At 59.0% G+C, this 24,010-nt stretch carries 25 protein-coding genes, 4 pseudogenes and 1 other annotated feature; of the genes and pseudogenes, 10 read left to right on the top strand and 19 right to left on the bottom strand.

Annotated elements, in window-relative coordinates; all coding sequences use genetic code 11:
- Positions 1-180: 180 nt before the first annotated feature.
- From N826_RS35140 to N826_RS40950, 5 genes and pseudogenes are all read right to left on the bottom strand, one after another.
- Positions 181-1,193: pseudogene (locus N826_RS35140) on the bottom strand (IS3 family transposase); the annotation flags it as partial.
- Positions 793-909: a sequence feature (AL1L pseudoknot), on the bottom strand. It overlaps the preceding pseudogene by 117 nt.
- Before the next feature lie 594 nt (positions 1,194-1,787).
- A complete protein-coding gene (locus N826_RS46145; protein WP_425600613.1) occupies positions 1,788-2,261 on the bottom strand; it encodes an IS3 family transposase in 474 nt (157 codons plus the stop codon).
- A gap of 9 nt (positions 2,262-2,270) precedes the next feature.
- On the bottom strand, positions 2,271-2,675 hold the full coding sequence (locus tag N826_RS46140; protein ID WP_425600612.1) for an IS3 family transposase: 405 nt from the start codon (positions 2,673-2,675) through the stop codon (positions 2,271-2,273).
- On the bottom strand, positions 2,672-2,971 hold the full coding sequence (locus tag N826_RS46135) for a transposase (RefSeq protein WP_044436827.1): 300 nt from the start codon (positions 2,969-2,971) through the stop codon (positions 2,672-2,674). The genes N826_RS46140 and N826_RS46135 overlap by 4 nt, the downstream gene beginning before the upstream one ends.
- 519 nt (positions 2,972-3,490) lie before the next feature.
- Complete coding sequence (locus tag N826_RS40950) at positions 3,491-3,865, bottom strand: response regulator (protein WP_157599406.1); 375 nt, start codon at positions 3,863-3,865, stop codon at positions 3,491-3,493.
- A gap of 144 nt (positions 3,866-4,009) precedes the next feature.
- Here N826_RS40950 and N826_RS35110 point away from each other — a divergent pair, with 144 nt between their 5' ends.
- The gene (locus N826_RS35110) at positions 4,010-4,213 is read left to right on the top strand and encodes a hypothetical protein (protein WP_044436823.1); all 204 of its coding nucleotides are present in this window, start codon (positions 4,010-4,012) and stop codon (positions 4,211-4,213) included.
- Here the strand turns inward: N826_RS35110 and N826_RS35105 are convergent, their stop codons facing one another.
- Positions 4,214-4,537, bottom strand: a complete 324-nt coding sequence (locus N826_RS35105; protein ID WP_044436822.1) for a hypothetical protein — start codon at positions 4,535-4,537, stop codon at positions 4,214-4,216. It abuts the gene before it with no gap.
- Positions 4,538-4,594: 57 nt separating this feature from the next.
- The gene (locus N826_RS35100) at positions 4,595-5,086 is read right to left on the bottom strand and encodes a hypothetical protein (RefSeq protein ID WP_157599405.1); all 492 of its coding nucleotides are present in this window, start codon (positions 5,084-5,086) and stop codon (positions 4,595-4,597) included.
- 31 nt (positions 5,087-5,117) lie between these two features.
- Here N826_RS35100 and N826_RS35095 point away from each other — a divergent pair, with 31 nt between their 5' ends.
- Positions 5,118-5,345, top strand: a complete 228-nt coding sequence (locus N826_RS35095) for a DUF6429 family protein (RefSeq protein ID WP_044436837.1) — start codon at positions 5,118-5,120, stop codon at positions 5,343-5,345.
- Positions 5,346-5,362: 17 nt separating this feature from the next.
- Here N826_RS35095 and N826_RS35090 read toward each other — a convergent pair.
- A pseudogene (locus N826_RS35090) lies at positions 5,363-5,575 on the bottom strand (transposase domain-containing protein); the annotation flags it as partial.
- Positions 5,576-5,597: 22 nt separating this feature from the next.
- On the opposite strand from N826_RS35090, the pseudogene N826_RS35085 reads away from it, so the two are divergent.
- The 3 genes and pseudogenes from N826_RS35085 to N826_RS35075 form a co-directional block, all read left to right on the top strand.
- A pseudogene (locus N826_RS35085) lies at positions 5,598-5,813 on the top strand (transposase domain-containing protein); the annotation flags it as partial.
- Position 5,814: 1 nt separating this feature from the next.
- Complete coding sequence (locus tag N826_RS35080) at positions 5,815-6,036, top strand: hypothetical protein (RefSeq protein ID WP_044436816.1); 222 nt, start codon at positions 5,815-5,817, stop codon at positions 6,034-6,036.
- 140 nt (positions 6,037-6,176) lie between these two features.
- Positions 6,177-6,515: pseudogene (locus tag N826_RS35075) on the top strand (IS6 family transposase); the annotation flags it as partial.
- Positions 6,516-6,562: 47 nt separating this feature from the next.
- On the opposite strand, the gene N826_RS35070 reads toward N826_RS35075, so the two are convergent.
- Entirely contained in the window at positions 6,563-7,783 is a 1,221-nt protein-coding gene (locus tag N826_RS35070; protein ID WP_044436814.1) for an IS256 family transposase, read from the bottom strand.
- Positions 7,740-7,991, bottom strand: a complete 252-nt coding sequence (locus N826_RS35065; protein ID WP_157599404.1) for a hypothetical protein — start codon at positions 7,989-7,991, stop codon at positions 7,740-7,742. Before N826_RS35065 ends, N826_RS35070 begins: the two co-directional genes overlap by 44 nt.
- 420 nt (positions 7,992-8,411) lie before the next feature.
- On the opposite strand from N826_RS35065, the gene N826_RS44545 reads away from it, so the two are divergent.
- Both N826_RS44545 and N826_RS35055 read left to right on the top strand, forming a co-directional pair.
- Positions 8,412-8,879, top strand: coding sequence for a hypothetical protein (locus N826_RS44545; RefSeq protein ID WP_169789480.1), 468 nt, complete (start codon positions 8,412-8,414; stop codon positions 8,877-8,879).
- Between the two features lie 181 nt (positions 8,880-9,060).
- Positions 9,061-9,531, top strand: coding sequence for a hypothetical protein (locus N826_RS35055; protein WP_147041236.1), 471 nt, complete (start codon positions 9,061-9,063; stop codon positions 9,529-9,531).
- Positions 9,532-9,606: 75 nt separating this feature from the next.
- Here the strand turns inward: N826_RS35055 and N826_RS42385 are convergent, their stop codons facing one another.
- From N826_RS42385 to N826_RS35035, 4 genes are all read right to left on the bottom strand, one after another.
- Positions 9,607-11,499: an O-linked N-acetylglucosamine transferase, SPINDLY family protein gene (locus tag N826_RS42385; protein ID WP_084721463.1), complete on the bottom strand. Its 1,893-nt coding sequence runs from the start codon at positions 11,497-11,499 to the stop codon at positions 9,607-9,609.
- Between the two features lie 66 nt (positions 11,500-11,565).
- The gene (locus tag N826_RS35045; RefSeq protein ID WP_084721462.1) at positions 11,566-12,267 is read right to left on the bottom strand and encodes a C39 family peptidase; all 702 of its coding nucleotides are present in this window, start codon (positions 12,265-12,267) and stop codon (positions 11,566-11,568) included.
- A 12-nt stretch (positions 12,268-12,279) separates the two neighbouring features.
- The gene (locus N826_RS35040; RefSeq protein ID WP_044436804.1) at positions 12,280-13,506 is read right to left on the bottom strand and encodes a transporter; all 1,227 of its coding nucleotides are present in this window, start codon (positions 13,504-13,506) and stop codon (positions 12,280-12,282) included.
- 260 nt (positions 13,507-13,766) lie between these two features.
- A complete protein-coding gene (locus N826_RS35035) occupies positions 13,767-14,081 on the bottom strand; it encodes a hypothetical protein (RefSeq protein WP_044436802.1) in 315 nt (104 codons plus the stop codon).
- Between the two features lie 1,347 nt (positions 14,082-15,428).
- Between N826_RS35035 and N826_RS35025 the strand changes: the two genes are divergently transcribed.
- Together N826_RS35025 and N826_RS43795 are read left to right on the top strand one after the other, a co-directional pair.
- Positions 15,429-16,022: a transposase gene (locus N826_RS35025; protein WP_044436799.1), complete on the top strand. Its 594-nt coding sequence runs from the start codon at positions 15,429-15,431 to the stop codon at positions 16,020-16,022.
- Positions 16,023-16,865: 843 nt separating this feature from the next.
- On the top strand, positions 16,866-17,087 hold the full coding sequence (locus N826_RS43795; RefSeq protein WP_157599403.1) for a hypothetical protein: 222 nt from the start codon (positions 16,866-16,868) through the stop codon (positions 17,085-17,087).
- A gap of 78 nt (positions 17,088-17,165) precedes the next feature.
- Here N826_RS43795 and N826_RS35020 read toward each other — a convergent pair whose 3' ends face one another.
- The 5 genes from N826_RS35020 to N826_RS35000 all read right to left on the bottom strand — a co-directional run bounded on the left by N826_RS35020 (position 17,166) and on the right by N826_RS35000 (position 22,313).
- Positions 17,166-17,729: a DDE-type integrase/transposase/recombinase gene (locus N826_RS35020; RefSeq protein ID WP_052832639.1), complete on the bottom strand. Its 564-nt coding sequence runs from the start codon at positions 17,727-17,729 to the stop codon at positions 17,166-17,168.
- A 126-nt stretch (positions 17,730-17,855) separates the two neighbouring features.
- Entirely contained in the window at positions 17,856-18,857 is a 1,002-nt protein-coding gene (locus N826_RS35015) for a sensor histidine kinase (protein ID WP_169789479.1), read from the bottom strand.
- Between the two features lie 121 nt (positions 18,858-18,978).
- Entirely contained in the window at positions 18,979-20,301 is a 1,323-nt protein-coding gene (locus tag N826_RS35010; protein ID WP_052832635.1) for a pentapeptide repeat-containing protein, read from the bottom strand.
- A 255-nt stretch (positions 20,302-20,556) separates the two neighbouring features.
- Positions 20,557-21,984, bottom strand: coding sequence for a methyl-accepting chemotaxis protein (locus N826_RS35005; RefSeq protein WP_052832633.1), 1,428 nt, complete (start codon positions 21,982-21,984; stop codon positions 20,557-20,559).
- 26 nt (positions 21,985-22,010) lie between these two features.
- Positions 22,011-22,313: a hypothetical protein gene (locus N826_RS35000; protein ID WP_044436796.1), complete on the bottom strand. Its 303-nt coding sequence runs from the start codon at positions 22,311-22,313 to the stop codon at positions 22,011-22,013.
- 298 nt (positions 22,314-22,611) lie between these two features.
- On the opposite strand from N826_RS35000, the gene N826_RS34995 reads away from it, so the two are divergent.
- On the top strand, positions 22,612-24,010 hold a 1,399-nt coding region (locus tag N826_RS34995; RefSeq protein ID WP_157599402.1), incomplete at its 3' end, for a HAMP domain-containing protein.

The raw sequence follows: 24,010 nt of genomic DNA, 5'->3' as shown, positions 1-24,010 counted from the left end.
GCCCCTGAACTTCCTCCCAAAGCTGTGCACACAAAAGAACGAAGAACCCCTATCCTGACGTCGGTTGACATCACGCGGCCGCGGTCAGTGGGAGTGGCGCCTACAGGAACATCCCGCAGATGGCAAAACCACTTCACCCGGCTCCATTGATGGAAACCAACAGCGAGGAAAGCAATATGAATAACGCTGTCCGACGCTGCCGACCGACGGCTCGATGCCGGCCTTGGCCAGGCGCTCGGTGTAGCGGATACTGACATATTGCGAGCCGCGGTCCGAATGATGCACCAGGCCGCTCCGATGTACCGGTTGCCGTTCGTACAGGGCTTGCTCAAGAGCATCGAGGACAAAGCTCGCGTGTGCCGTCCTGCTTACCCGCCAGCCCACGATCCGGCGGGCGTATGCGTCGATCACGAAGGCCACGTAGACGAACCCTGACCAGGTGCTGACATAGGTGAAGTCGGAAAGCCACAGCCTGTTCGGCGCTGGGGCATGAAAGACCCGGTTCACATGGTCAAGTGGGCAAGGTGCGGCCTTGTCCTGCACGGTGGTGCGGATCCGTTTGCCTCGGATGACGCCTTCAAGGCCGAGTTCGGACATCAGCCGCTCGACGGTGCAGCGCGCCACCGGGATGCTCTCCCGGTTCAGCTGCCGCCAGACCTTGCGGGCGCCGTACACCTCGAAGTTCCTGGTAAAGACGCGCTCGATCTCCGGCTTCAGCATCAGATCCCGTTTTGCCCGTGCCGACATCCTTTCGGGATCGACCCGTTTGGCACTGTGGTCGTGGTAGCTGGACGGGGCGATCGGCAGCACTTTGCAGATCGGCTCGACCCCGTGGACGGTGCGCTGCTCGTCGATGAAGGCGATCATTTCCGGAACGGGCGGTCGAGCTCCGCCTGGGCGAAATACGCTGACGCCTTGCGCAGGATTTCGTTCGCTTGACGAAGTTCGCGGACCTCGCGCTCCAACGCCTTGATCCGCTCCCGATCGTCCGTCGTCGGGCCGGGCCGCTTGCCCTGATCGCGCTCGGCCTGCCGGACCCAGCCCCGCAGCGTCTCCGCCGTGCAGCCGATCTTCGCCGCAATCGAGCTGATCGCCGCCCACTGCGAGGCGTGTTCCCCTTCGTGCTCCAACACCATCCGCACCGCGCGCTCGCGGACTTCAGGGGCGTATTTGGGTGATGCTTGCTTCGTCATAATGACCCCAGTCTCTCAAGAAATGGGGCCTCCGGTAAACCCGGTACGGTTCACTACCAATAACGCGCGGTCGCTTGAGATCCGGTCGATGTGAGATCGTTGGACCGATGCATGGGTCCCCAACTCAGGTGCATCCAGGGTAATCTGCGGTTGCCCTACTGCGGATTACAGGTCGGGCCAGTGGCGCGCACATCGCTGGCCCGGCTATCCTGCCTTGGCAATATCGAAGACTCAAATCACCGCCGCCGAACACGCCAGATGGTATATACCATCCTGGACCGCGCGATATTCTGGCATCTTCTTTGTTTCAGGTTCTGGTGTTCCTCCGAACATCAAGCATCAAATGACGTGGCATAAGACATCTCATCGCTGCTACCCCCCGCGTCTGACCAGCGCGGGGATTTTTCTGTATCTCCGCCACCGCCAAGGACGGTCCCGCTGGATAGAGCGGCCTGACGGCGCCGACATCCTGCGCATCGGGACTTCGTACAAACCGAATTGCCAGTCACCCTTTTCGGATTCCGTACTAACCGTGAGAATGGCGCACCCGCCGATTGACCTTGCCCCGCCAGGCCGGACCAGTGGCAACGTTTGTCATGCGGCCGCTTGGATCAGCATCTCCGCGTGAGCCTGGGCCGGCGTCCTGTAGTCGATCCCGGAATGTCGGCGTTTCCTGGTGTAGAAGATTTCGATGTATTCGAACAGCGCCGCCTTGGCCTCGTGACGGGTGCGGAACCGGGTTCGATGAACCAGCTCGGTCTTGATCGAGCTGAAGAACGATTCCATCGGTGCATTATCAAGACAGTCGCCCTTGCGGCTCATGGATGCCTTGATGCCGTAGCGGTCGAGGATCTTCCGGTACGGTCCACAGGCGTATTGAACGCCGCGGTCGGAATGATGAATGAGGCCTCGGGGCGGTGCGCGATGCTGGATCGCCATCATCAGGGCGTTCTCGCACAGCGAACTCCTTAGGTGATCGGCCATACTCCAGCCGACGATCTCGCGGGTCGCCATGTCCTTGACGGCGGCCAGGTACAGCCAGCCTTCGTCAGTGGCGATATACGTAATGTCTGCGAGTCAGATCGTGTTCGGACGATCCGCGTCGAAGGCGCGCTGAAGCAGGTTGGGAGCGATGCCGTATCCATGCCGGCTGTCAGTCGTGATCGGTGGCCGCTTCCTGCGCCGGGGTGGCCGAATGCCGTTCTCCCGCATGAGCCGGGCGACCCGCTTGCGGGCGATGCAGACGCCCTGAGCCCGCAGTTCGGCATGGACGCGCGGAGCCCCATAGCGCTCGCCGCTGTCCTGGAAGATACCCCGGATCTGGCCGACGAGGTCGGCTTCGGTGCGGCTCTCCGCCGCTCTGGCCTGATCGCCGGCCTGCCAGTCATGGAACCAGCTGCGTGCCACTCCCAGAACAGCGCACAGCAGGCGGATCGAATACTGGGAGCCGTGGGCGGAGATGAAGGCGAGTTTCGCTTTCATGCTTTCTCCGCCCATCTGACGAAAAAAGCCGAGGCTTTCCGCAGGATCTCGTTCTCCTCCTGAAGCCGCTTGTTGTCGCGCCGCAACTGCTGCAGTTCGGACGCCTCCGCCCGGCGCCGCGCGACAGCTTCCGCCGATCCAGCCGCCTGCTGCTCCAGACGCCAGGTCTTCACCTGTGTCGCCGCGACACCGAGTGCCTGGGCAACACTGCTGAGCGTCTCGCCGGGCTCATCCAGCCGGGCAACGGCCGCTGCCTTGAACTCGGCCGTGTACCGCCTCCGCGTCTTCTTTGTCATGACCTTCTTCCAGATGGTTTGCGAATCTAACATCTGGTCCGGCCTGGCGGGGCAAGGTCACAGCAAGATAGCGGCAATCTACGAGACCGTCCCAGTCCTCATGCCTCCGACTGCGGAGTGCGGCAGCCCGCTCTGCCTTAACACGGAATGCAAGCGCTGCTGGGGCTTTCTGGACGACCTCGACGACATCTTCGAGCCGTCGCCCGGGGTGGCGGTGGATCTCGACGATATGACACATGATGCTCTTCGCGATGTGGCTCGGCAGCAGGGAACGACCGTGTCAGCCGTGGCGCAGGCAGTTCTTCGAAGATGGGCGGCAGGGCGGAAAGGAAGGGAAGCAAGACCTCGCCGGTAGGGCATGCCCCGTTTGCTATGGCAAACAGGGGCAACACAAGGATGTCTTATTGGAGTGGGGGTCAAGACCCTTCCGCCCAAATCCTAAGAGCGGATTTGGTTCCCCGCGAAGGGACTTGACCTCGACCCTTATGATCTGTTCGCGGCTCGTTGGCCGCTCGACTATCAATGACTGTTTGTCCTGGAAGCAGCCGCATTGAGAGCGTACCTCAATGTTTCCCCGGAAATAGGCTTGAGCAGAACGGCAATGCCGATATTTCTGGCTTCAATGCTGAGATGGCAAGCGTCACCAGTGATGATGATAATGGATTTGACGTCGTAGTTCTTACACAGACCTACGGCTATTGCATTGCCAGTCAAGCCATCACTCAGGCGAAGATCAACAAGAGCTACATCAAAATTTAGCATTTGTGCTTGTTTGAACGCACTCGCTGCATCGTTGGCAATGGTTACAGCTTTATAGCCAGCATCCATCGCAATTGCTTCATAGGCCATAGCAACAAGGGCGTTATCTTCTACAATCAAGATGTTCAATGCCACGCTCACTGCTATTTTGCTGGATGGAGGCTTGCCAGTTGCTCTCCAATAACTGCTAAAATTATTTTCTTTTCAACATAATTTTTACTCATAGTGGAGTTGGCGTTTGGTTGACCACAAGCGAGAACCGATGGCCGGCCGTGGCTCTTGGGCGAATGGCCGCTGCCGCTCGTCCGTGTGGTGTGCGACAAATGCGGGCGGACTGGCCAGTACCATACTCACAAGCTGATCGAGCAGCACGGCGCCAGTGTGACTATGCCGGATCTGCGGCATATCCTGGCGCAGTGCCCGCGGCGCAGCAATCCCTCCGACCCGTGCATGGTGGTGTTCGTCGACCGGATCGAACGCTGATCATCTAGCCGTCTCGGAGACGTTGCTTTCCAGGATATCGAGCATGCTGCGCTTACTCGGCGGCGGTGGTTCAGGCTCAGCTTCGGCTTCATCCTTCGCCACCTTCCGATTGCGTACCGAGCGCTTCGCATCGGTGACATTCGCCGCGACTTGCTGCGGCGGCAGAGCAGGGGACCATGTCCCGAGTGACTGCTGCATGTCGTCGAAACCTCGTAACCATGCGTCACGAAGGCTGCCGTCGTATTCTGCGGACGGATTCCGCTCGGCTTTTGCAGACATTCCAGCCATCATGCCAGCGAGTTTTGCGTCTTGGAGAGTTGCCATGGTATGCCTCTTTTTGCGCTTCGTGCCGAAGGTCGAGGGCTGAAGCCTCCAATAGTCTCACCCGCTGTAAGTTCCCCAGTCACGGAAGACGTCCTGGGGAATCCCGACAGCGTCGATGCGCAGTTCGTGAAGCACTTCCCCGGCGAAGGACGACGTCGTCACGACCGTCTCGCCGCCGGCCTCGGTGATGCTCCGGTTCGCGATCGGGTCGCCGTTCGAGTTGAACCATATGTCGCCCCATACCTGGTCCTCGGCTGCATTGAACCCGACGATCCGGTCAACGTCGCCCGAGTTGCTGAAGATGACGAAGTCATCGGCGCCGCCGCGGCCGGCGAACGTCTCGTTGCCGCTGCCGAAAATCAGCACGTCGGCCTGGTTGGACCCGGTCACCATGGCGTTGAGCGCCCCGCCGACGAAATAGAGCTGGGTCGCATCGCCGACCGTGAACTTCTCGATGCCGGAGAACTGTCCAATGTCGACGCTGTCGCGTAAGCATCCGCCGAGCACCGCAGGAGGGATCCATTGAGAAGAGGGTGGGACGTATCGCATGATTGCAGTCCTGTTGGATTGTGAGGCGATCATGGACATCGACACCGACCGGATCGACGATGCTGTACTGGCGCTTTTATGGTTGGGACTCCACGACAGTGCGCGCGCGTGGAAGTCTTTCGACTGGGACGCGATGGACCGGCTGCATACCAAGGGGCTGATCCACGATCCGGTCGGCAAGGCCAAGTCGGTGGTTTTCACCCCGGAGGGCCTGGCTCGCTCGGAGCAGTTGTTCCAGGAACTGTTTGCCAAGCGTTGACCCGGCTGGTGCCAAGGTCACGCCGCCTTGATCCGCTCCCGGATCGCCTTCCACTCCCATGGTAACAGCTCGTGCAGACGGTTCTGGGGCAGGTCGTTGATCCGGGCCAGCGCATCGGCGAGCCAGGCCTGCGGATCGACATCGTTCATTTTTGCTGTGATTATGAGGCTGTACATGACCGCCGCCCGCTCGCCGCCCCGGTCCGATCCAGCGAAGAGCCATGCCTTCCTATTATGACAATCTATCCATAACAGAAAAAATTACCTCTTTGCCGGCTCGGACGCCGGCGGCACCGTGATCGCGGACGCGATGACGATCATCGAGACGGCCAAGCTCTCGGGTCTCGATCCTGAAGCTTACTTGGCGGCGGTGCTCGACCGCATCGGCGACCATCTGGTCAGCCGCCTGCACGAACTCCTCCCCTGGAACTGGGCCGTCAGCGAGGCGCTCCGGGCACACGCCGCCTGACATGGCCGCGATCAGCTCCGTCTTCACCATCGCCCGCGTCGCCGAGATGCTCGGTGAGGACGAGGATCTGCTGCACGAGGTCAGCCTCTACATGGAGCCAGAGCACGGCGTCCTCTGGATCTATGGCATCGGAGACGAGGAAGTCCTGGCGTTTACTGGCTTCGGCATCGAGAACCTGCGCGACCTCATTCCCCTCTACAAAAAAACCGCCCCTGGGCCTTGAGCGGCCGGTTACTTCCAATGAGGGGAAGAGCTCGTACTTCACGTCGACGATGGTCCGGCGTGGGCCTTCGGTGCGGAGGCATCGTCAAGTTGGTGGCGGGGTGGGTTGCCTGGGTGGCGTGGGTTGGTTATGAGGCCGGCATGACGAGCTCGACCAAGTCCCTTTACGCCGGCCACCGCTTTCCTCCCGAGCTAATCAGCTACACGGTTTGGCTGTACTTCAGGTTCCCGCTCAGCCTTCGAATGGTTGAGGAGATGCTGGCGTTCCGGGGTATCGAGGTCAGCCACGAGACGATCCGCCAGTGGGGGCTCAAGCTTGGCCAGGAGTTCGCCAACATCATCCGCCGGCGGCTGCCCCGCCCCGGCGACAAGTGGCACATGGATGAAGTCGTTCTCAAGATCGCCGGCAGAAAGCATTATCTCTGGCGCGCTGTGGATCAGCACGGCGTCGTGCTGGATGTGCTGGTCCAGCGCCGGCGAGAAAGGGGACTGTCGGGAATTCCGTGCTTGGCGGAGCGGATTGACTATCAAGCGGTCATCGCCTTTGCAAACCGGTCGCCGAAGATGACGGCCATCTGAGCTTTGGCGGCCGTCCATTCCCGAGGTGGCATCTTCCAGTCTTTCTCCGCGCGGTTCAAGACGAGAAACAGGAGCTTCAGCGCGGCCTCGTCATTGGGGAAATGCCCCCTGGCTCGGACCGCCCGGCGCAGCTTTGAGTTCAGAGCTTCAATGGCATTGGTCGTGTAAAGGATGCGCCGGACCTCGCGCGGAAAGGCAAAGAAGGGGATGACCTCCTGCCACGCCCGCCGCCAAGCTTTGCCGATGGCCAGGTATTTCTCGCCCCAAGGCCCGGTCTCGAAGGCCACCAGGGCCATCTCCGCTGCCTTGTCGTCGACGGCGTCGTAGACCGTCTTCAGGGCGGCGGCGATGGCCTTGCGGTCCTTCCAGGACGCGAACTCCATGCTGTGACGAAGCAGATGAACGATGCAAGTTTGAACAATCGTCTCCGGATAGGCGGCCGCGATCGCCTCGGGAAAGCCCTTCAGCCCATCGACCACGGCCAGCAGGATGTCCTCCACGCCCCGGTTCTTTAACTCGTTCAGGACGCGCAGCCAGAACTTGGCGCCCTCGTTCTGTTCGATCCAAAGACCCAGCACCTCCTTGGTACCGTCGGCTCGCACGCCGATGGCGACATGGATGGCCTTGTTGCGGACCAGACTTTCATCCCGGATCTTGACCCGGATGGCGTCCATGAAAACCAGGGGGTAGATCGCCTCCAGCGGCCGGTTCTGCCAGGTCGTCACCTCCTCGATCACCGCGTCCGTCACCGTGGAGATCAGATCGGCCGAAACCTCGATGCCATAGAGCTCCCGCAGGTGTCCCGTGATCTCGCGCGTCGACATGCCGCGTGCGTACATTGAGATGATCTTCTCGTCGAAGCCGGGGAAACGCCGCTGGTATTTGCCGATCAGCGCCGGATCGAACGTCCCCGTCCGGTCGCGGGGAATGGACAGGCCCATCGAACCGCCGTCGGTCAGCACCGTCTTGTGGCCGTAGCCGTTGCGACGGTTGCCGCTCTCATCTCCAGCCAGATGGTGATCCAACTCCGCCTTCAGCGCTCGCTCCGTCAGCGCCTTCTTCAGCTGGTCGAGCAAGCCGTTCTGGTCGAACGCCGTCTTTGCATCGGCTCCAGCCAGCAGTTGGTCAAGGATCGCGTCGGGAATAACAGGATCTTTGCGTCGGGCCATTCAGGGTCTCCTTCTGTTTTAGGATAACCTCGCCAAGCACGAAATTCCCGACAGTCCCACGATTCTGCTGGACCACAGCCACAAGCTGCTTGCCCTGCGCCAGGGTCAGGCCTAGAGCCGCAATATCGGCAAGATCGCCGAGGTGGTCGATCACCATCACGTCGACGCTGCGGCTCGACCCCTCAACCCCGGTCTCCACCAGGCGCAAAACCCACCCCATCCTTGATCATCACCCAGCCAAAAAACTCGGCTGGTCATACCCTGATCACGACCGCTCCTCCAATCGCTAGACAGTCCCAACCACGACCCTCAGGCAACTCGGCCAGTTGCCAACTTGACGATGCCGGTATGCTTCGTCTGCGAACAAACTATAAGCTTCGGCGCCGATCCACATCAGCAAGGCTTATGTATCCTAAGTCAAACTTACTCGAGATCACAATCTTTAGTGACCAAACCAACCGTATCCCATTGAAATCTAATAGTAATAAACGGTGGATCATTTAAGTGCTTCAATTAAACCCGCAGAGTCTTATCAAATCATTATAAGCCAGTTGGGTACATTGCTGACCTATCCAACACCATGCTAGGCTGATTTTGCCTGCGTTAGCCAATTTTTGGACATGACAACATGGAAAAGCCCGATATTTTCCCAGCCGACAGAAACACGGCATTCGGTCGCCCTCCTGCGCTGACCATAATCTTTGCCGCACTCACTGCAGCTCTATGGTTGGTGCCGCATCCGGCAGCTGCACAGACCGACGAGGATCGGGGATCAGCTGCCATGCCTCTCTCCACTCTTTCCCAGGTAGAAGCATCGGGATATTCATTCCTGAGCAGCGACGAGCTTGATGAAACCCGTGGCACAATGAAGTTCAAGGGTAGCATCGATCTGACTGCCGAGGACGACGGTCATAAAAGAAAACATGAGCACTTTCAGTTCAATCGAAGATTGAAGCCAGGTGAGCATTATTCGGTTTCCAGAAAACTAACCGGCCGCAACAGCCAGTCTTCCAGTACTGTAAGGGTTTCGAGATCTCGCGACGGATCAACTATTACCTCGTCTTCCTCTTCCCACTCAAGCAGCGGATTACCCTGATCCGATGCTTTGGATTGGACCAGCCGTGAAAACTTCATACTAAAGAACATCGACTACGGGATAGGATGATACATACCAATAATCAATGGGCAGAGCTGAGATAAATGTCAAGATACCCCTGCCGCGTTCCACTATCCGGGCGAATTTACAATTGAGACGCGAGCTAAAGGGGGGAATACAGATGAAATTTCTCAAGGCAGCACTTGTCGCGTTGATGACTGTAGCGCCTGTTGGCGCTGGAGCAACCGAACTCGGCCGTACCTCATTTCAAGGAATTCTGCCGGCGCTTCAAACCGTTCCCTACGTGGAGCTTTCCGCTCAGGAACTGGAAGATGTTCGGGGAACGGCCAATCTGGCGGGCGTTACTGTGTCAGCCGCCGGTGTCGGCACCGGAGATTCCGTGCTGGTCAAAACCAAGGCAAAGACCAAGGTCGTTGAAAAACCCAACAAGACAGTCGCTGTCGGCAAAGCAAAGGTCAAAGTCGTGGTCACTGGCGATGATCGTTCCGCTGCCGTTGATCTTGTAGCCGAAGCCCTTGCTCAAGGGGAGAACTATGCATTGACCAAAACCAATACCAACATCAAAGTCATCGAGAAGAAGAATAAGACTGTTGTCATCGGCGTAGCATTCGCCAAAGCCGTCGCAAAGTGAAGCATTCGATGTTTACAGGCGTTGCCGAGAGGGAGCGCCTGTTTTCCATCCAAGAATACGCCGCATGCTATCTCCTCACCTGTCGTTTCCCTGCCACGCTTCCCTGATCAGGGCTTCAAAAGCCGCAGTGAAGGCCAATGCATCTCCCAGGTGGGACGTTGTCATGCGCTCCCTGAGGGTGTCACGCATCTCCACCCTGAAGTCCTGGTCCCAAGCTAGCTTGCGTGCGATGCTGATGTAGTCTTCAGGCTCAGTAGCGGCCAACTCTTCGAGATCGAGTTCCGTCAGGAAACTGAACGTCATGCGCGACACCGGCGTCGCTCCCGTAAGCGTCACCACCGGAACTCCCATCCACAAGGCCTCGCATGACGTAATGCCGCCCGTGAAGGGAAATGGGTCGAGGGCGACATCGATGTCGGCATACTGTCTCAGCATATCGGCATGAGTGGACCCTGCTCGGATTTCGATGCGCGCAGGATCGATGCCGTAGTGTACAAAGTCTGCCAGAAGGTTACGGCGCGCTTCATCCTCTCGGTAGGATGCCGATTTGAGGACGAGCCTGGAGTGAGGCACAGCGGACAGAATGCCGGCCCAGGTTCTCAGCACCTCGGGGTTGATTTTGACCGGCCGATTGAAGCTACCAAATGTCACGAAGCTGTTGCGCAGGGATGGCGGCGGCTCTACCGGTGGCGCGAATCTCGGCGGCCGGTAGCACAGAAAAGTCCCAGGCATACGTAGGATTTTTTCCGACGTTCGCCAATTGTCCTCCACTGGCGCGGTCATATGGTCAAGCACCGTGAAATCCATCGCTTCCAGGCCCGTTCCACCAACAAAGCCCATCCACGACACTTGGACCGGAGCCGGGCGTAGGGCAAAGGCCCCAAGACGGTTTCCGGCGGTGTGTCCAGCGAGATCAATCAGAACATCGATTTCGTCGGACCGAACCATTGCGGCAAATGCGTCGTCGCTAACACCAGCCGTCCGGCGCCAGCCATCGGCATACTGGCGCAGTCGGGCGGTGAGATCGTCCTCGACCAGTCGGTCTGAATAGCAAAAAATTTCGATTTGTGTGCGATCATGGGCTTCTAAAACCGGTTTGATGAAATGTCCAACCGGATGAAATCCAAAGTCGCGCGATACATAGCCCAATCGCAAGCGGCTCCGTGCAGGCCGCGGAAACGGATGCGCAACGGACCGCGTCAAGCCGCGGGTGATCTCGGCGTTGAACGCCGCCTGCTCGCGAAGCAGGTCGTCGGAGCCGGTGTCCCGGATATGCTGCAGCATGAAAAGGAGATTATCGCGTGCTTCGATATAGCTTGGCCTGAGCGCGATGGCCCGGCGCAGGACATCAATGCCTTCCTTGACCCGTCCGCTCATGCAGAGCGCCGTGCCGAGGTTATTCAAAATTTCAGGATTTTCAGGAGCGAAATCCGCTGCCCGACGAAGGGCCCGTACCGCCGCTCCACACCGGTTATCCGCGAGACACGCGGCTCCCAGGTTCTTCAGAAAAAGCGCGTTGTTAAGATTAGCGGCGGTCACTTTCTCCAGCAAAGCTACAGCCTCTGCCGTGTGACCGGCTGCCATTTCGACAAGCGCGAGATTGTTGAGCGATTCCGAATGGTCGGGCGCCAGGGCAAGGGCGCGCCGCAGAGGCGCCTCAGCTTTGTCAAGCAAACCTAAAGCGTGGCACGCGCTGCCCAAATTGCACAGCGCCTTGACGAAGGTTGGATCCGAACGCAGGGCGCGCTGCGTCAGTTCAACGGCCCGCTTATGGTCTCCTACAGCTAGGGCTAGAGCAGCCAGACCGTTGAGAGCCGCCGCATTGAGTTGATCAACTCCCAGGGTCTCGCGGTATCCTTGTTCGGCAAGGGCGAGCCGACCACCACTGTGATGCTCACGGGCAGCTTGAAGCAGCTCAGTGGCGCTGGCGGCAGTGCCATCGTTCGGAAGGGTTCTGTTGGCCGTCATGACGTGTTCAACACCTCTGCGCCGGTCTATGGTGCGATCAGCTGGACGCCACTGGAGCAGACTTGGTCAGAACAGCGCTCCCGGGATCGTGGCTCCAGTACTGACGGACTGTACAGCTTCCCGTGCGATCTGCAGTTCAGGTCTGATCGGGAGTTCCTTTTCGAGATCGAGCGGATGCTCTCTGGGCAGTCCAAAGCCTGGCTTGTCGAGAACGAGCGTGATGCCGGACCATTCCTCCAGAAAGCGGTCAATCGACATGCGTATGTTGCCGCGGCTCGGGTCAGCCAGATAGATCCGATCGCCCACGACTCCGCGCAGGATGGCGAAATGTTTATAGTCCTTGCGCTGGATATAAACCATTACCGGGCCTGGCAGGTCGGGCAGCGCAGTTGGCGGCAGGCGGACACCGGCCGCGCGATAGCCTCTGTGCTCGGCGAAGTTCTTCAGATCGAGCAGCGAGAAGCCGTTGACACGGCGGTTCTCGACCTGGTCCTCAGGCAGGCTGTCGAGAACACCGTCAAGAATGTCAGCTTCCTTGACATCATCCTTGAAGTAGTAATTCATCAAGGTTGCAAGCGCCGCAGCGCCGCAGCTGTAGTCGAAGCGCTGCATCACGATGTTACGATCCCGAATGTCCTTCCACGTTACCAGTTTCTTTTCAAAGCTCACGTTGCCCGCGCTCATGGGCGAGGGCGGGGCGTTCTCGATGCGTGCGCAGGCGGGGAGAGCCAGCAGGAGAAAGGCGGCAACAACAGGCCCCAACCTCATTTCTCACTCCATCTAGAAGCGGTGGGAGTACGACAGCTGCAAAATTACATCGGGCGCGCTGTCGTTGAGACCATAGGTCACCGCGGGTTCCAGGTACTGCCCATCGGCAATCCGGTAAGTCAGGCTCGATCTCAGTGCCATCGGCTCGCGGTTCGATCCGTCGATCTCTTCGCCATTCAGTTTGATCTCGGTTTGGTAGGCACCGAAGAACTGTCCGCTGAGAGATATCTGATTATTGATCGCAAAACCGGCGCCAAAAGAGTAGCTGACGCTCTGACCGCCCTCAATCTCGACGCCGCTCAGAGTGTCCTTGAAACTGTGGGTATACCCGACCGAGCCGAACAGGACGGCGGGATCGTAGGAGCGGATGAAGGTGGCCGCCCCGGAAACGCGCCAGCGGCCGCCACCAAGGGCGACACGGTTCGGATTGCCGATCGCCGGATCCTTGGCCGTCGGGAATGTCACCGATCCGGCGAGCACGATATCAGGCCACAGTTCATCCTCACGCACGGCAAGATACTTCAGGCCGGCGACCAGGTCGCCAAGTCCGGTCTCCTCTCCGCCAAGAGTTTCAGCGCCGGTGACGATCTCGCGATCTGCATAGGCTACCGCGATGTCGGCGAAGGCCTCCAGGCGATCCAGGATGCCGACCCGGACAGACGGCCCGAGGCGCAGGTCGCGGTTGGTTTCACCTCCCACCTCGTCACGCGCGTAGGAAAACGCAAGCTCTGTGTCGATTTCCCCCGGCGCCAGCAGAACGGTAGCTTCGCGCAGGAAAACACGGTTAAGATTGGGGTCCTCGTCCTGGTCCGACGGCTTGCCTACGGTTCCCGGTCGGGCTTGGTCCGACGGCGGAGAGGCTGATCCGGAATCGTCCGCCGATGTCTGAGCAATCTGTCCAGGCTGTTGTGGCTCTGGACCGCGCCCTTGGGTCAGCAGCTGAGCATCGCTCAGCATTTGAACCCTGGGAGGCCCATTTGCGATAGTCGAGACGGTCTCGGGAAGTGAAAGCTGAGTGCGAATGTCCGCAATCTCAGTCGTCGCCGCCTTGACGCTGCCGAATCGCTCCGACTTGATTCGAATGAACTGCCTGTCCCAGGCCACGCTGCCGACCAGCCTGTCGCCGCTGGAGAGAAGCACGAAAGCCGGCGCGGTGGTCGTCAGCCGTACGACTTCAGGAAGCGGGATCCTGAGCACGGCACCATGAGCCGAAGCGAACAGGAGACTTCCTTCCAGCACACCGGCTGGTTCACCCGAGATCCGATCCCCGTTGGAAAGTCGCAGTTCACCCGCCTGGAGTGGAGACGAGAGGATAAGTGCGACAAGAGCGCTCGTGGGCAACAAGAGTGCCGGTTTGCGAACTGAAGGCAATGCTCACTCCGGAGGATGACGGCCTGTTCTGGGAGACAGGCTTCTAAATCCGTTGACGCTATGTCACGGCTTGTTCTTGTTTCATGTTAGTACCGGAGGCCGCATGGGCAGCCTCCGGCGATGTCCATTCAGTGAGCGATTGCGGTCGATGAACTGACCGAGGAGGCGGAAACACCACCGCCGCCGCAGCTGATCGTGCAGGCTTTGGTGTCAGTATACGTGCTGGTGAAGGCGTACTTCTTACCGCGGGCCGTGGCATCCGCATCGGCAAAAGCCTTGGCAGTCTTCCGATAGTAGGTGCCTTTGGTCGCCTCCATATCACTCTGGCTGATGGCCGAATAGGAGTCGATAGACCCGAGGATCGAATTGTTATCTGCCGCAAACGCACTTCCCGCACCCAGGATCATGCCGGCGGCGAGCAGGGAAATCTTGATGGTCTTCATTGGTTTCCTCCGTGTTCTTTTGAAGTAGCGGATCCGCGTGCGTCAAGAGCACGGTCGTTTTTGTATATCCGGTTAGTCTTTTATTCGAGCCGGAAAAGCAAAAATCGACAAACGAATTAAGCCATCATAACTCTACGCATTCATCTTAGCTCTCAAATATTTTTTATCAAACCACAGTTACTTTGAAAATACAACATTCTCTGTTGAGTATTTGTTGGAACATACTTCCGGTATGATCCTTATTGCTCACCATGAACCATCATAGGTATAAGATTATCAAACATGATTACAACAGACCTTGATGTTTGTATCGATTTATCTACTAACCTGAGGTCTCCTATTTTTCACCGCCTCCAGATCCGACATTTCATGTGCTTTGGCTGTGTGCCTGCTACGCTGCTCAACTTTTTGTTTCCTCACGTCGATTATTACTATCTGAAACTGGATAGCATTTTCTGGCTGTGGTGCATGCCGTGGCAGGATAGGATAGGCGAGACTGTTGCCAGACACATTGACGACATAGCTGGGCAACCGTAAAGAAGCTCAGAAGACTAATAGTCTGTTGAGGACCCTTCAGTCTCAAACCCCTCTATTGGATGCAAATTCCCAAAAAGGTGTATAGTTGCGACTGTTCTTTGGACATAGAAGCACTATACATAATAAGATAAATGTTTATTCCTTGCGATGTTCAATGTTAATTATCTGATCGGGCGAGCTTCCTATGACCCGGTGCAGGAGCCGGCGGGTGATATTGTTTTCCCGTCAACACAAATCCAGCCTGTTCTGGCAGGCAGACACTACGAGCAGGAGAGCAAATATGAGTGACAAGATGCTGAACTTTGCTGATCCGTCGGGAATCCAGACCGTGTCAGGCTTGCTCTCGAACCTCATGACAAGAGCGTCAGTTTTCTGGGATTGGTGGGAGTTTCTCTGGTCTTTGCCGTAAGTGGTGCATCCGCTAAATCAATGAGATTGTCGGAAGGGGTGACAACACCGAGACGGCGGAAGTGGCGGTGTCGCCGCCGACGATCCCAGATGAAGGGATGCTTGTCAGCTCCATGCTGAAGGTCTGGCAAGCGGGTGTGCGGCCGTAGCGATCTTCCCCCAGCCTCGCGGCCCTGACGCACTTTGCGTGGATCAGGCGGCGAGAAGGATGCGGCGACGAAGGAGATTGAAGTTGGCTCGGCCATACATCTGCCGCATTATCATCTTGAGAGCCTGTTTGCAACCAGGGCGTGCCAGCCGATGCTGACCGGAATGCTACTTTAAAGAGAATGAGGGCTAAGATGCGAGTGAGCACTGAGTTAAGTCAGCTGCCATTGCCAACAGCCACTGGATCAGCAGCATATGGGCACTGCCTTCACACCCGCCAGGGCTTCTTCGACCTCGTGGGATGCTTTTAGTGACGTCGATGCCTTCGTTGACGCGGTGCTGGCTGAATTGGCGGCCATGGCGGTAGACGGCACCCAGTCAACCCGCTCCGCGCCGAAGCCGCCGCTGACCGGAGCGGCGTTGTGCAAGGCCATCATGGCGGTCTGGCATGTCGCGTTCCACGACATGGCGTGGCGTGCCACCAGCCAGCTGTGCAACATTCCGTTCGGTACGCTCTACACGCTGTTCGCCCGCTGGACCTGGCTTGGTTTGTGGCGTCGGCTGTTCACCCGCCTGATCCTGGCTTGGCGGCCAGGATGTGGCGACAAACCCGTACCCAACGCCGTCATCATCGACAGCCCCCTATCGCTGTCCGCAAGCGGACAGCTGTCGGGTGAGAGCTCATGTCGCTCAACGCCCACTTGCTTCGAACGCGGCTTCGACGGCGGCAAAAAGATCAAGGGCATCAAGATCCATCTTGCCGTGGACAAGTATGGCTTCTCGCTGGCGATCAACGTCTCGCCGGCCAACAGGCATGACAGCCAGGGCATCGTTCCAGTGCTGCATTAGCTTGCCGGCTGCGGTTTCAAGGGAACCGCTCTGGGTGATCTCCGCTATCAGGGCTAGCGGCTGTTCAAGGCTGGCGAAGCGCTTAGCATCACCATCCAACCCAGTGTCAGCGGTCGTGACAGATCCTACATTCCGGAAGGCATTCAATGGATCGTCGAGCGCTCGCTGGCGTGGATCAGTCGCTACCTTCGGTTGAGCACCATCTTTGAGCGGACAGAGACTCGCCTCGTCGCCTTCATCTCCATCCTGTCCCGCCGCTTGGTGCGTCTTGCGCCCCAGGAAATCAGCGCCTGACGTCTACAAACAGACATTGAAGGCGAGGTTCATTGTGTTTATATGGTATTCGGGATCTCAGCAGCATAGCATCCTATATACCGACTCGAACCGAATGTTGAAAGTTAATTTTTTAACCAAACACACAAGGCACAGCTTAAACCGACCAAATACATTAACAGTTATAGTTCCTCTAGCTTATTGAACGGTTACTTAAAAAATATTACCATATATCAAATGATACGCGGGAGGACATTGTGGTTGATCGTATGTCGTTGCCAGTTATTGATAGAGCGTTGACAGCTTACATCAAAGGAGAACTGTCTTTGGAGGTACATATCCGGATTGAACAAGTCTTGGATCATGACCCAGAAGCTGCTGCACGGGTGGCAATGTTGCGAGGACTGATTGCCCATTTTGAAAGTTCAGTTAGCCTCGGAACCTGTTCGCAGACGGGGTGTACCGGCCTGTGCTGAGCGGGATGCTACTTTGAGCTGAAAAAGGAATGACGGATGAGGAGCCGGCAGGCTATGTTGAGGGCGTCGTCAACAGCCACCGAGCCAGCATCATATGAGCACTGCCGTCAGAACCGCAAAGACTTCTTCAGCATCCTGGGACGCCTTCGTGGATGAGGTTCTGGCGGAACTCGCAATAATGGAGGCGGACGGCACGAAGCCAACGCGTTCCGGACCGAAGCCGGCGATCACTGGGGCGGCGCTGCGCAAGGCGATCATGGCGATCTGGTGCCTGTGCTTCTGCGGCATGCAGTGGCGCGAGATCGGCCAGCTGTGATTGAGCAACCTGATTTTTGGAAATTCGGATTTGGGGGTTCCGTCAGGTCTCGCGCCAGATCCTGAACGGAGGCGTGGATCAGCCCTTGGCGGCGCTGTCGTCATCAGGTGACGGCGAGCATATCGCGGAGGGCGGCGAACTCTGGACATGGATCGCCCGTCGACGACCTGCAGACACATGCTCCTTGCGCTGGGTAGCCGGGTGGAGGAAATCGCGCACCTCGTCGTAGGCCATGCAGAAGCGGAAGGCACTGGTGTGGGTCTGAAAGCCTCGCATCGGCTGGTAGCGCGCTTTTACCGCTCGGTGATCTTGCTCCAAATGGTTGTTTAAGTACTTTGAAGTACGGCATTCGAGGTCATCGCAGAACACTTCCTCCAGGGCCGGCGGGTAGCTGGCGTGCTTGTCGGTGGTGACCTTGTCCGGCGTCGTTCCGGTCACCGTGACGGCAGAGCGGAAGAGGGCTTCGGCGGCTTCCTGATCACGGGTTTCGCTCAGGTAGACAACGACCAGGTTGCCGTCGCGGTCGATCGCCCGGTACTTGAAGCCCCGTCCGCAGCTTCGGCAGCGAAAGCGTCGATAACCGTGCGTCGTTCGGTCCGAACGCTCTGTCGTTTTAGCCGAACAACAATGCGGACACGGCATCCCTCACCTCACCTGATTGGAGAGGCTCCTCTACGCAATCCCCCACCTGCCGGCAAGTTGGCGCCAAACCTGACGGAACCCCCTCCATGACCATGATGGCGAGACAGCTACCGTAACCCCGGAGTGCTAATTTTCCGTCAGCCAGGAAAGAACTCGCTCCGGCCCCTCGTTCAGCTGGGGCCCCTTCGCAGGCACAAGCTGCGAGATCAGATTCGGAAGAGTAACCGTCACGATGGTCCCTTCGCCCACGGTGCTGGCCAGCTGCAGATCACCACCATGTATTGTAATGAGCGCCTTGCTGAGCGCCAGTCCGAGCCCGGTACCGCCGGCCCGGCGTCCCAGCGAATCATCAACCTGACGGAACGGCTCGAAAACCAGTGCCATATGTTCGGCCGCGATGCCGATTCCGCTATCCTGGACCGTGATTACGAGGTCGCGCTGGCCACTCTCCCGAGCCGAGACACGGATCTTCCCTCCTGCAGGGGTGAACTTGACGGCATTCGAGAGCAGGTTGAACAGCACCTGCTTCAATCGCACCTCGTCAGCCATGATGTGGAGTGGTTGATCCTGCGGAACATCAACTTCGAGGTCGACGTCGGCATCGGCGGCACGCGTCCGCATGATCCTGCAGCAGCTGGCGATCATGTGCACGACATCGATTATGCCCTCGTGCAGCGCCATCTTGCCAGCGTCGATTTTACTCATGTCGAGAATGTCATTGATCATGGACAGGAGATGCTGACCACTTTCCCGGATATCGCTCACATATTCACGGTTTCGCGGACTGCCGACGGCCCCGAACAGTTCCAGTTCGAGAACCTCCGAGAACCCGATGATGGCATTGAGCGGCGTCCGCAATTCGTGGCTCATGCCCGCCACGAACATGGCCCGGGCATGATTGGCGGCAATCGCTTCATCGCGGGCGAGCTTGAGATCCGCGACGGTTTGATGCCACCCTTCCTGCGCTCGCTGCAATTCCTCGCGTGCCGCCATTGCCACTGCCCAGGCTTCGGTTCCACCCAGCATCAGGGCCCTGTTGTGATTTTTGAGATCGCGATTATGGATTAACAGCAGCACAGACGATCCGCAGAACAGAACGGTCAAGCCTACAGCGACGGAAAGAAACAAGCTCCCGTCTGCCTGTACAACTGCAATGGTGATGAAACAAAGGACCAGAGCACAGGCGCGCCACCACAGCGCCTTTCGCGACAGCCACGACCGCGACAAGGATGGAACTGCAGGGGGCATATCAGGAAACCACCTGGGTTGGTGATCCTGTGTAGAAGTGCGAGGAGACAGGTCCCGGCTGTGGCAGCACGCAGTTCTCCAGGTCGGTACCTTCAAGGTCGCATCCTTCAAGGTTCGCGTGGGAGAGATCGGCTCCGCGCAATTTCGACTGCCGCAGCCGGGCACCGCGCAGGTCGGCTCCAATCAGCCTGGCTCCGTCGAGCCGCACCGGCCACTGACGGTCCGGCCGATGAGCACTGACCAGCGGCCCAAGATTGGCCCCCCGCAGGTCGGCGCCCGACAAGCATGCCCGCGTGAAATTGGTGCCGCGCAGATCGGCATAGGTCAGGTTGGCCTCGCGCAGATCGGCAAAACTCAGGTCGGCCATGGCGATGATGCTCTTGTGCATCTGCCCCCTTACCAGGCGGCACCGTGCCGCCAGCATGGCGGTCAGATCAAGACCGCGCAGATCGGCATCGCTCAAATCACGGTCAGACACGTCGGCCCGCTCACCCTGCTGGCCGTTGCTGTCGAGCCAGCGTTTATGCTCCAGCGCTATCAGCGCCGGCGAACCGGACTGCACCGGCTGAATGGTCTGGGCGCCCCGGCGGGCAACCCTGTCCAGCGTTCCGGGATCGAGGATAGCGCCCCGGAAATCGGCCGTACCCAATCGTGCTCCATCCAGGGCGCTCCCGGTCAGCAGCGCTCCTGTGAAGCAGGCGCCGGTGAGATTGGCTTCTGACAGATCGGCGCGGTCGAGGTTGGCGCCGGTGAAGTTGGTGTTGCGCAGGTCCGCCCCGCGCAGGTTGACACCACACAGGATGGCATCGCTGAAGTCCGCCTGGACAACACAGACCTGACCGAACTTGGCATCGGACAGGTCAACTCCCCTGGCATCGGCCGAGGAGAAATCCGCACTGACGACCCGCAGATCGGGATCCCGGGAGCGGCGCCGGTTGTATCGGGCCAGAACAGCCTCGCGGATGTCGGCTCCGATCATGCGGGTTCCTCTCAGCGTGGCGCCGCGGAAGCACACTCCACGCAGGTCGGCGCGGGACAGGTCGACGTTGTCCAGATTGGCCAGCTTGAGGTCGGCGCCATACAGCGTGGCCTTGCGCAGAAGAGCGCCGGACATGATCGTCCGGTGCATCACCGCACCGGTCAGATCAGCCTCGTTCAGGTTGCGTCGGGACAAGTCCTGGTCGGACAGGTCATGGAAGGACAGCAGGGCGCGGCGCCCTCCCGGCTGGTTGGTGGCGAAGCGCTGGTGGTCCAGCAGGACCTGCTGAAGCGTTGTGCGGTCGAGGCAGGCAAGCTCATCTTCCGGCGGGGGCGAGGGGCTCATGGTCGGGGCTTTGCTCTATGCGGGTCCGCTCCGATACAGTGGGGACTGGTCGGTTCACCCAATAGAACAGCTTTCGGTTTCTGAACCGCTGTGCAGGACATGGTGACCCTTCCTGCACCACCAGGGTTGATCCGCCAACCCACTGCCGGAAAACTGTCAATGAAAGGGAACATGATCCTTGTCCCCAGAACTGGGCTTGGCATCTGCCATGCCAGGACGATCGTTTGACGGGAACTGAGCAAAGGATTCATGGTTTCAGGCGCGAAGCTGGTGCATGAACTCATGGACCCGTGCATCCAGTTCCTGAACCTGGACTGAAAGAGCATCGGCAAAGGTCCTGACCCGTTCGGAGCCTTCGCCGGTATGATCGGCGGCTCGGCCGACGTGCAGGATCGCCTCTGCGGCGGATGCCACGGCCGTCGCCACCTGCTGGGCGGTGAGCGCGATTTCACGTGTCGCCGCACTCTGTTCCTCGACGGCCGAAGCGATGGTGGAGGTCACCTCGTCGATCGAAGACACCGCCCCGGTGATGCGGGAGATCGCGTCGACTGCGGAACGGCTGGCTTGCTGGATCTCAGCGATACGCGCAGTGATCTCGACCGTCGCACTCTCCGTTTGACCGGCTAGTCCTTTGACTTCCGCCGCGACAATAGCAAAGCCTCGGCCCGCCTCGCCTGCACGGGCAGCTTCGATGGTAGCGTTCAGAGCCAGCAGGTTGGTTTGTGACGCAACGGCCTGGATCAACTGAATAACGTTGTCCACCTGTTCGGCGCCTCGCGACAGCGCCTCGACCGCCACCGCCACCGCCTGGGCCTGCTGGTTGCAGTCGTCCGTCATTCGTGACGCGCTGGAAATCTGCCTGCCGATCTCGCTGATCGAGGCGGTCAACTCGTCACTCGCGGTGGCGACACTCTGAACACCGCTGGCAACCTCCTCGGCGGAGCGGGCGGAAGCCTTGGCATCCCCCCGAGTAGCATCGGCTGTCCGCGCAAGATCGACAGCTTCGCCCCGCACCTGCTCCGATCCCTGCCGGAGCAGTGCTGAAACCTCTCCAACCCCCTCCTGGAAGGCGGTCGCGAGCGACATCATCTCTTCACGGCGCCGATGTTCGAGCTGTTTCCTCTCAAGTTCGCGTTCGGATGTTATGCGCTCATTCTCGGCATGGGCTTGATGAGCTTCCTCAAGCGCCTTTTCGGATCCGGCCAGAGCTTGCCCGAGGCGGGTGACCATCCAGATCAGCACGCCGGTTTCCAGCACCACGATGACGGCGTGCAGGACCACCCGTCCCAGGTCACCACCGCCCGGAAACACCGCCGCGGGCAGCAGAAAGTTCAGAATGAGGTGGTGGACCGCCGTGGTTGCCGCGGCGAACAGGATGGTGACCGGACACGCGAAGCCGGCCAGTATCGCGAGCGCCGCGAAATAGTACATATGAAGATCGATTTGCCAGGGGGAGCCCGACACTTCGTAGACCAGCACCGACACCATGAGCACGAGAGAGACGGCGATCACCGTGCGCGCCATCACTCCAGCGGGATCGCGCCATACCGCCGCACTGGAGGACAGTGCCGCACTCAGCGCGATCACAAGCGCGCCCAGCGTATCGGCGCCGGGCATGAGCCAGCCCAGGCCGAGCACCAGCGGAACATGAAGCCAAAGCAAGCCGACCGAGAAGAGCGCCATATTCCGGCGCTGGAGTACTAGAGCTTTCATTTTTCCACTGAACTCAAGGAGAAGCAGCCAGAGATCCCGCTGGCATCCAGGAGCAGGAAGGCGCCTTCCGGACGCCGGACCTCACTTCCTGCATGTCGGCGGGCGATGATCACAAACGATCTTGGCGAAGCGATGGGCAGCCAGCCAGCCTCCACTGTCCGGGTCACGGCCTCTGTAACCAAGGTCATGGGACCGAAAACGATCAGCGCTGCATGATCCGGACGGGGGGTGAGCATGACCACAGCACCGATGACGACGCTCGCAACCAGCAGGGCGAACGCAGGGAGGAAATCGTTCATTAAGGATCGAATAGCTCGCATGGCCGGATCATCTTAAAATCTGATTAAGTTAGATTTAACATGATGTTCGCGACCTATGAGTTGGCCACGCAAACTTATGTCCTCGGACCTTGTGCTCTAACGTTCCCGGAAAGGCACAGATTCGCCGTTGAACGCTGTCAGATAGCTTCGGCCATCTGATCATGGGTTGAAAACTTCGACAGATTGTTACCCAATTATTAGCACAAAGAATATTTTTATTTTAAGTAAAAATTAAACGAGTGTGTCAAAACTTTCAGCAGCATTATTCCGGAGCTAGATGATGAAGCTGCGCATTGGGACCCGCATCGCGGCAGGGTATCTTTCCGTTCTCACTCTGCTGACGGCCGTGGGAGCGGTCAGCGTTTACAGCCTCGACACCGTCAGTGACGATTTCACCGCCTATCACGGAACGGCTCAGGATGGGACGCTGACATCGGCGCTCCAGGCCGTTATCATGAACGTGCAGCTGAACGTCAATGAGTTCCTGCTAACCGGTAGCGACGAAGACAAGCGGCAAGTCGAAACCTTCTTCCACCAAGCCGACCGGCTCATCGCCGAAGCGGATCGGGCAATACAAAACCCGGAACGGCGCAAGCACCTCGCCACGGCCACTCAAGCGCTGCACCGGTACGAAGCCAGTTTCGAGAAGGTGGCGCGTCTGGAGGCGACACTCATCGCCCTGCGAACCGACGGGTTGGACATCAATGGTCCGAAAGTCGAGCGGGCGCTGAGTTCGATCATGCGGTCGGCTCATGACGACAACGACATCGAAGCGGCTTTCAACGCCGGCGAGGCGACCCGTTCCCTGCTGCTTGCACGGCTGGATGTTCAGAAATTTCTTGCCCGGCACGACCCAGCCCATGTTCAGCAGGCGCGTCAGCATTTTGAGGATTTCGAGCGTGAGCATGCCGACCTCCTGACGCATCTGGAGAATGGAAACCGCCGGCGGCTGGCCAACGAGGCCAAGGAGGGGTTCACAGCCTACAGGAGCGCGTTTGGTGAGGCGGTCGAGGTGGTCACGGACACGGACCGTCTGATCGCCCAGGACCTCAATCCCGCAGGTGCGGCCATCCTGGCGTCCGCTGAGGTCATCTGGAGTTCCCTGAAAGGCGAACAGGCCACCATCGGTCAGCATGTCAGTGACCAAATCAGTGACGGCGAAACCGAGGCTGTCGTCCTGGTGGTCGTCGCCTTCGTAGTCGGTCTGGGGTGCGCCTGGATCATTAGCCGGGGGATCACGCGCCCAATCACGCGCATGACAGCCACGATGGCCAATCTGGCCGGTGGCAACACGGCGGTTGTCATTCCCAGCCTTACCAGCGGGGACGAGGTTGGCGACATGGCGCGCGCTGTGCAGGTCTTCAAGGAGACCGCGATTGAGCGCATCCGCCTGGAAAGCGAACGGAAGGAAGCCGAAGCCGGCGCCGAGCGGGAGAAGCGGTTGACGTTGGAGGCGCTGGCGTCGAGCTTCGAGGCAGGTGTGGGCGGCGTCGTGGAGGGCATCGCCGGGCAGGCCGAGCAGATGCATTCGACCGCTCAGGGCATGTCGGCGATAGCTGAGGAAACCAGCCTACAGGCCACGGCGGTCGCCGCTGCCACGGAGGAGACCAGCGTCAACGTCCAAACAGTCGCCACCGCGACCGAGGAGCTGTCGAGTTCGATCAATGAAATTTCCC

The sequence above is a fragment of the Skermanella aerolata KACC 11604 genome (assembly GCF_000936425.1).
Taxonomy (GTDB): domain Bacteria; phylum Pseudomonadota; class Alphaproteobacteria; order Azospirillales; family Azospirillaceae; genus Skermanella; species Skermanella aerolata.
The sequence above is the reverse complement of the archived record's forward strand: the minus strand, read 5'-3'. Positions and strand labels throughout refer to the sequence as shown.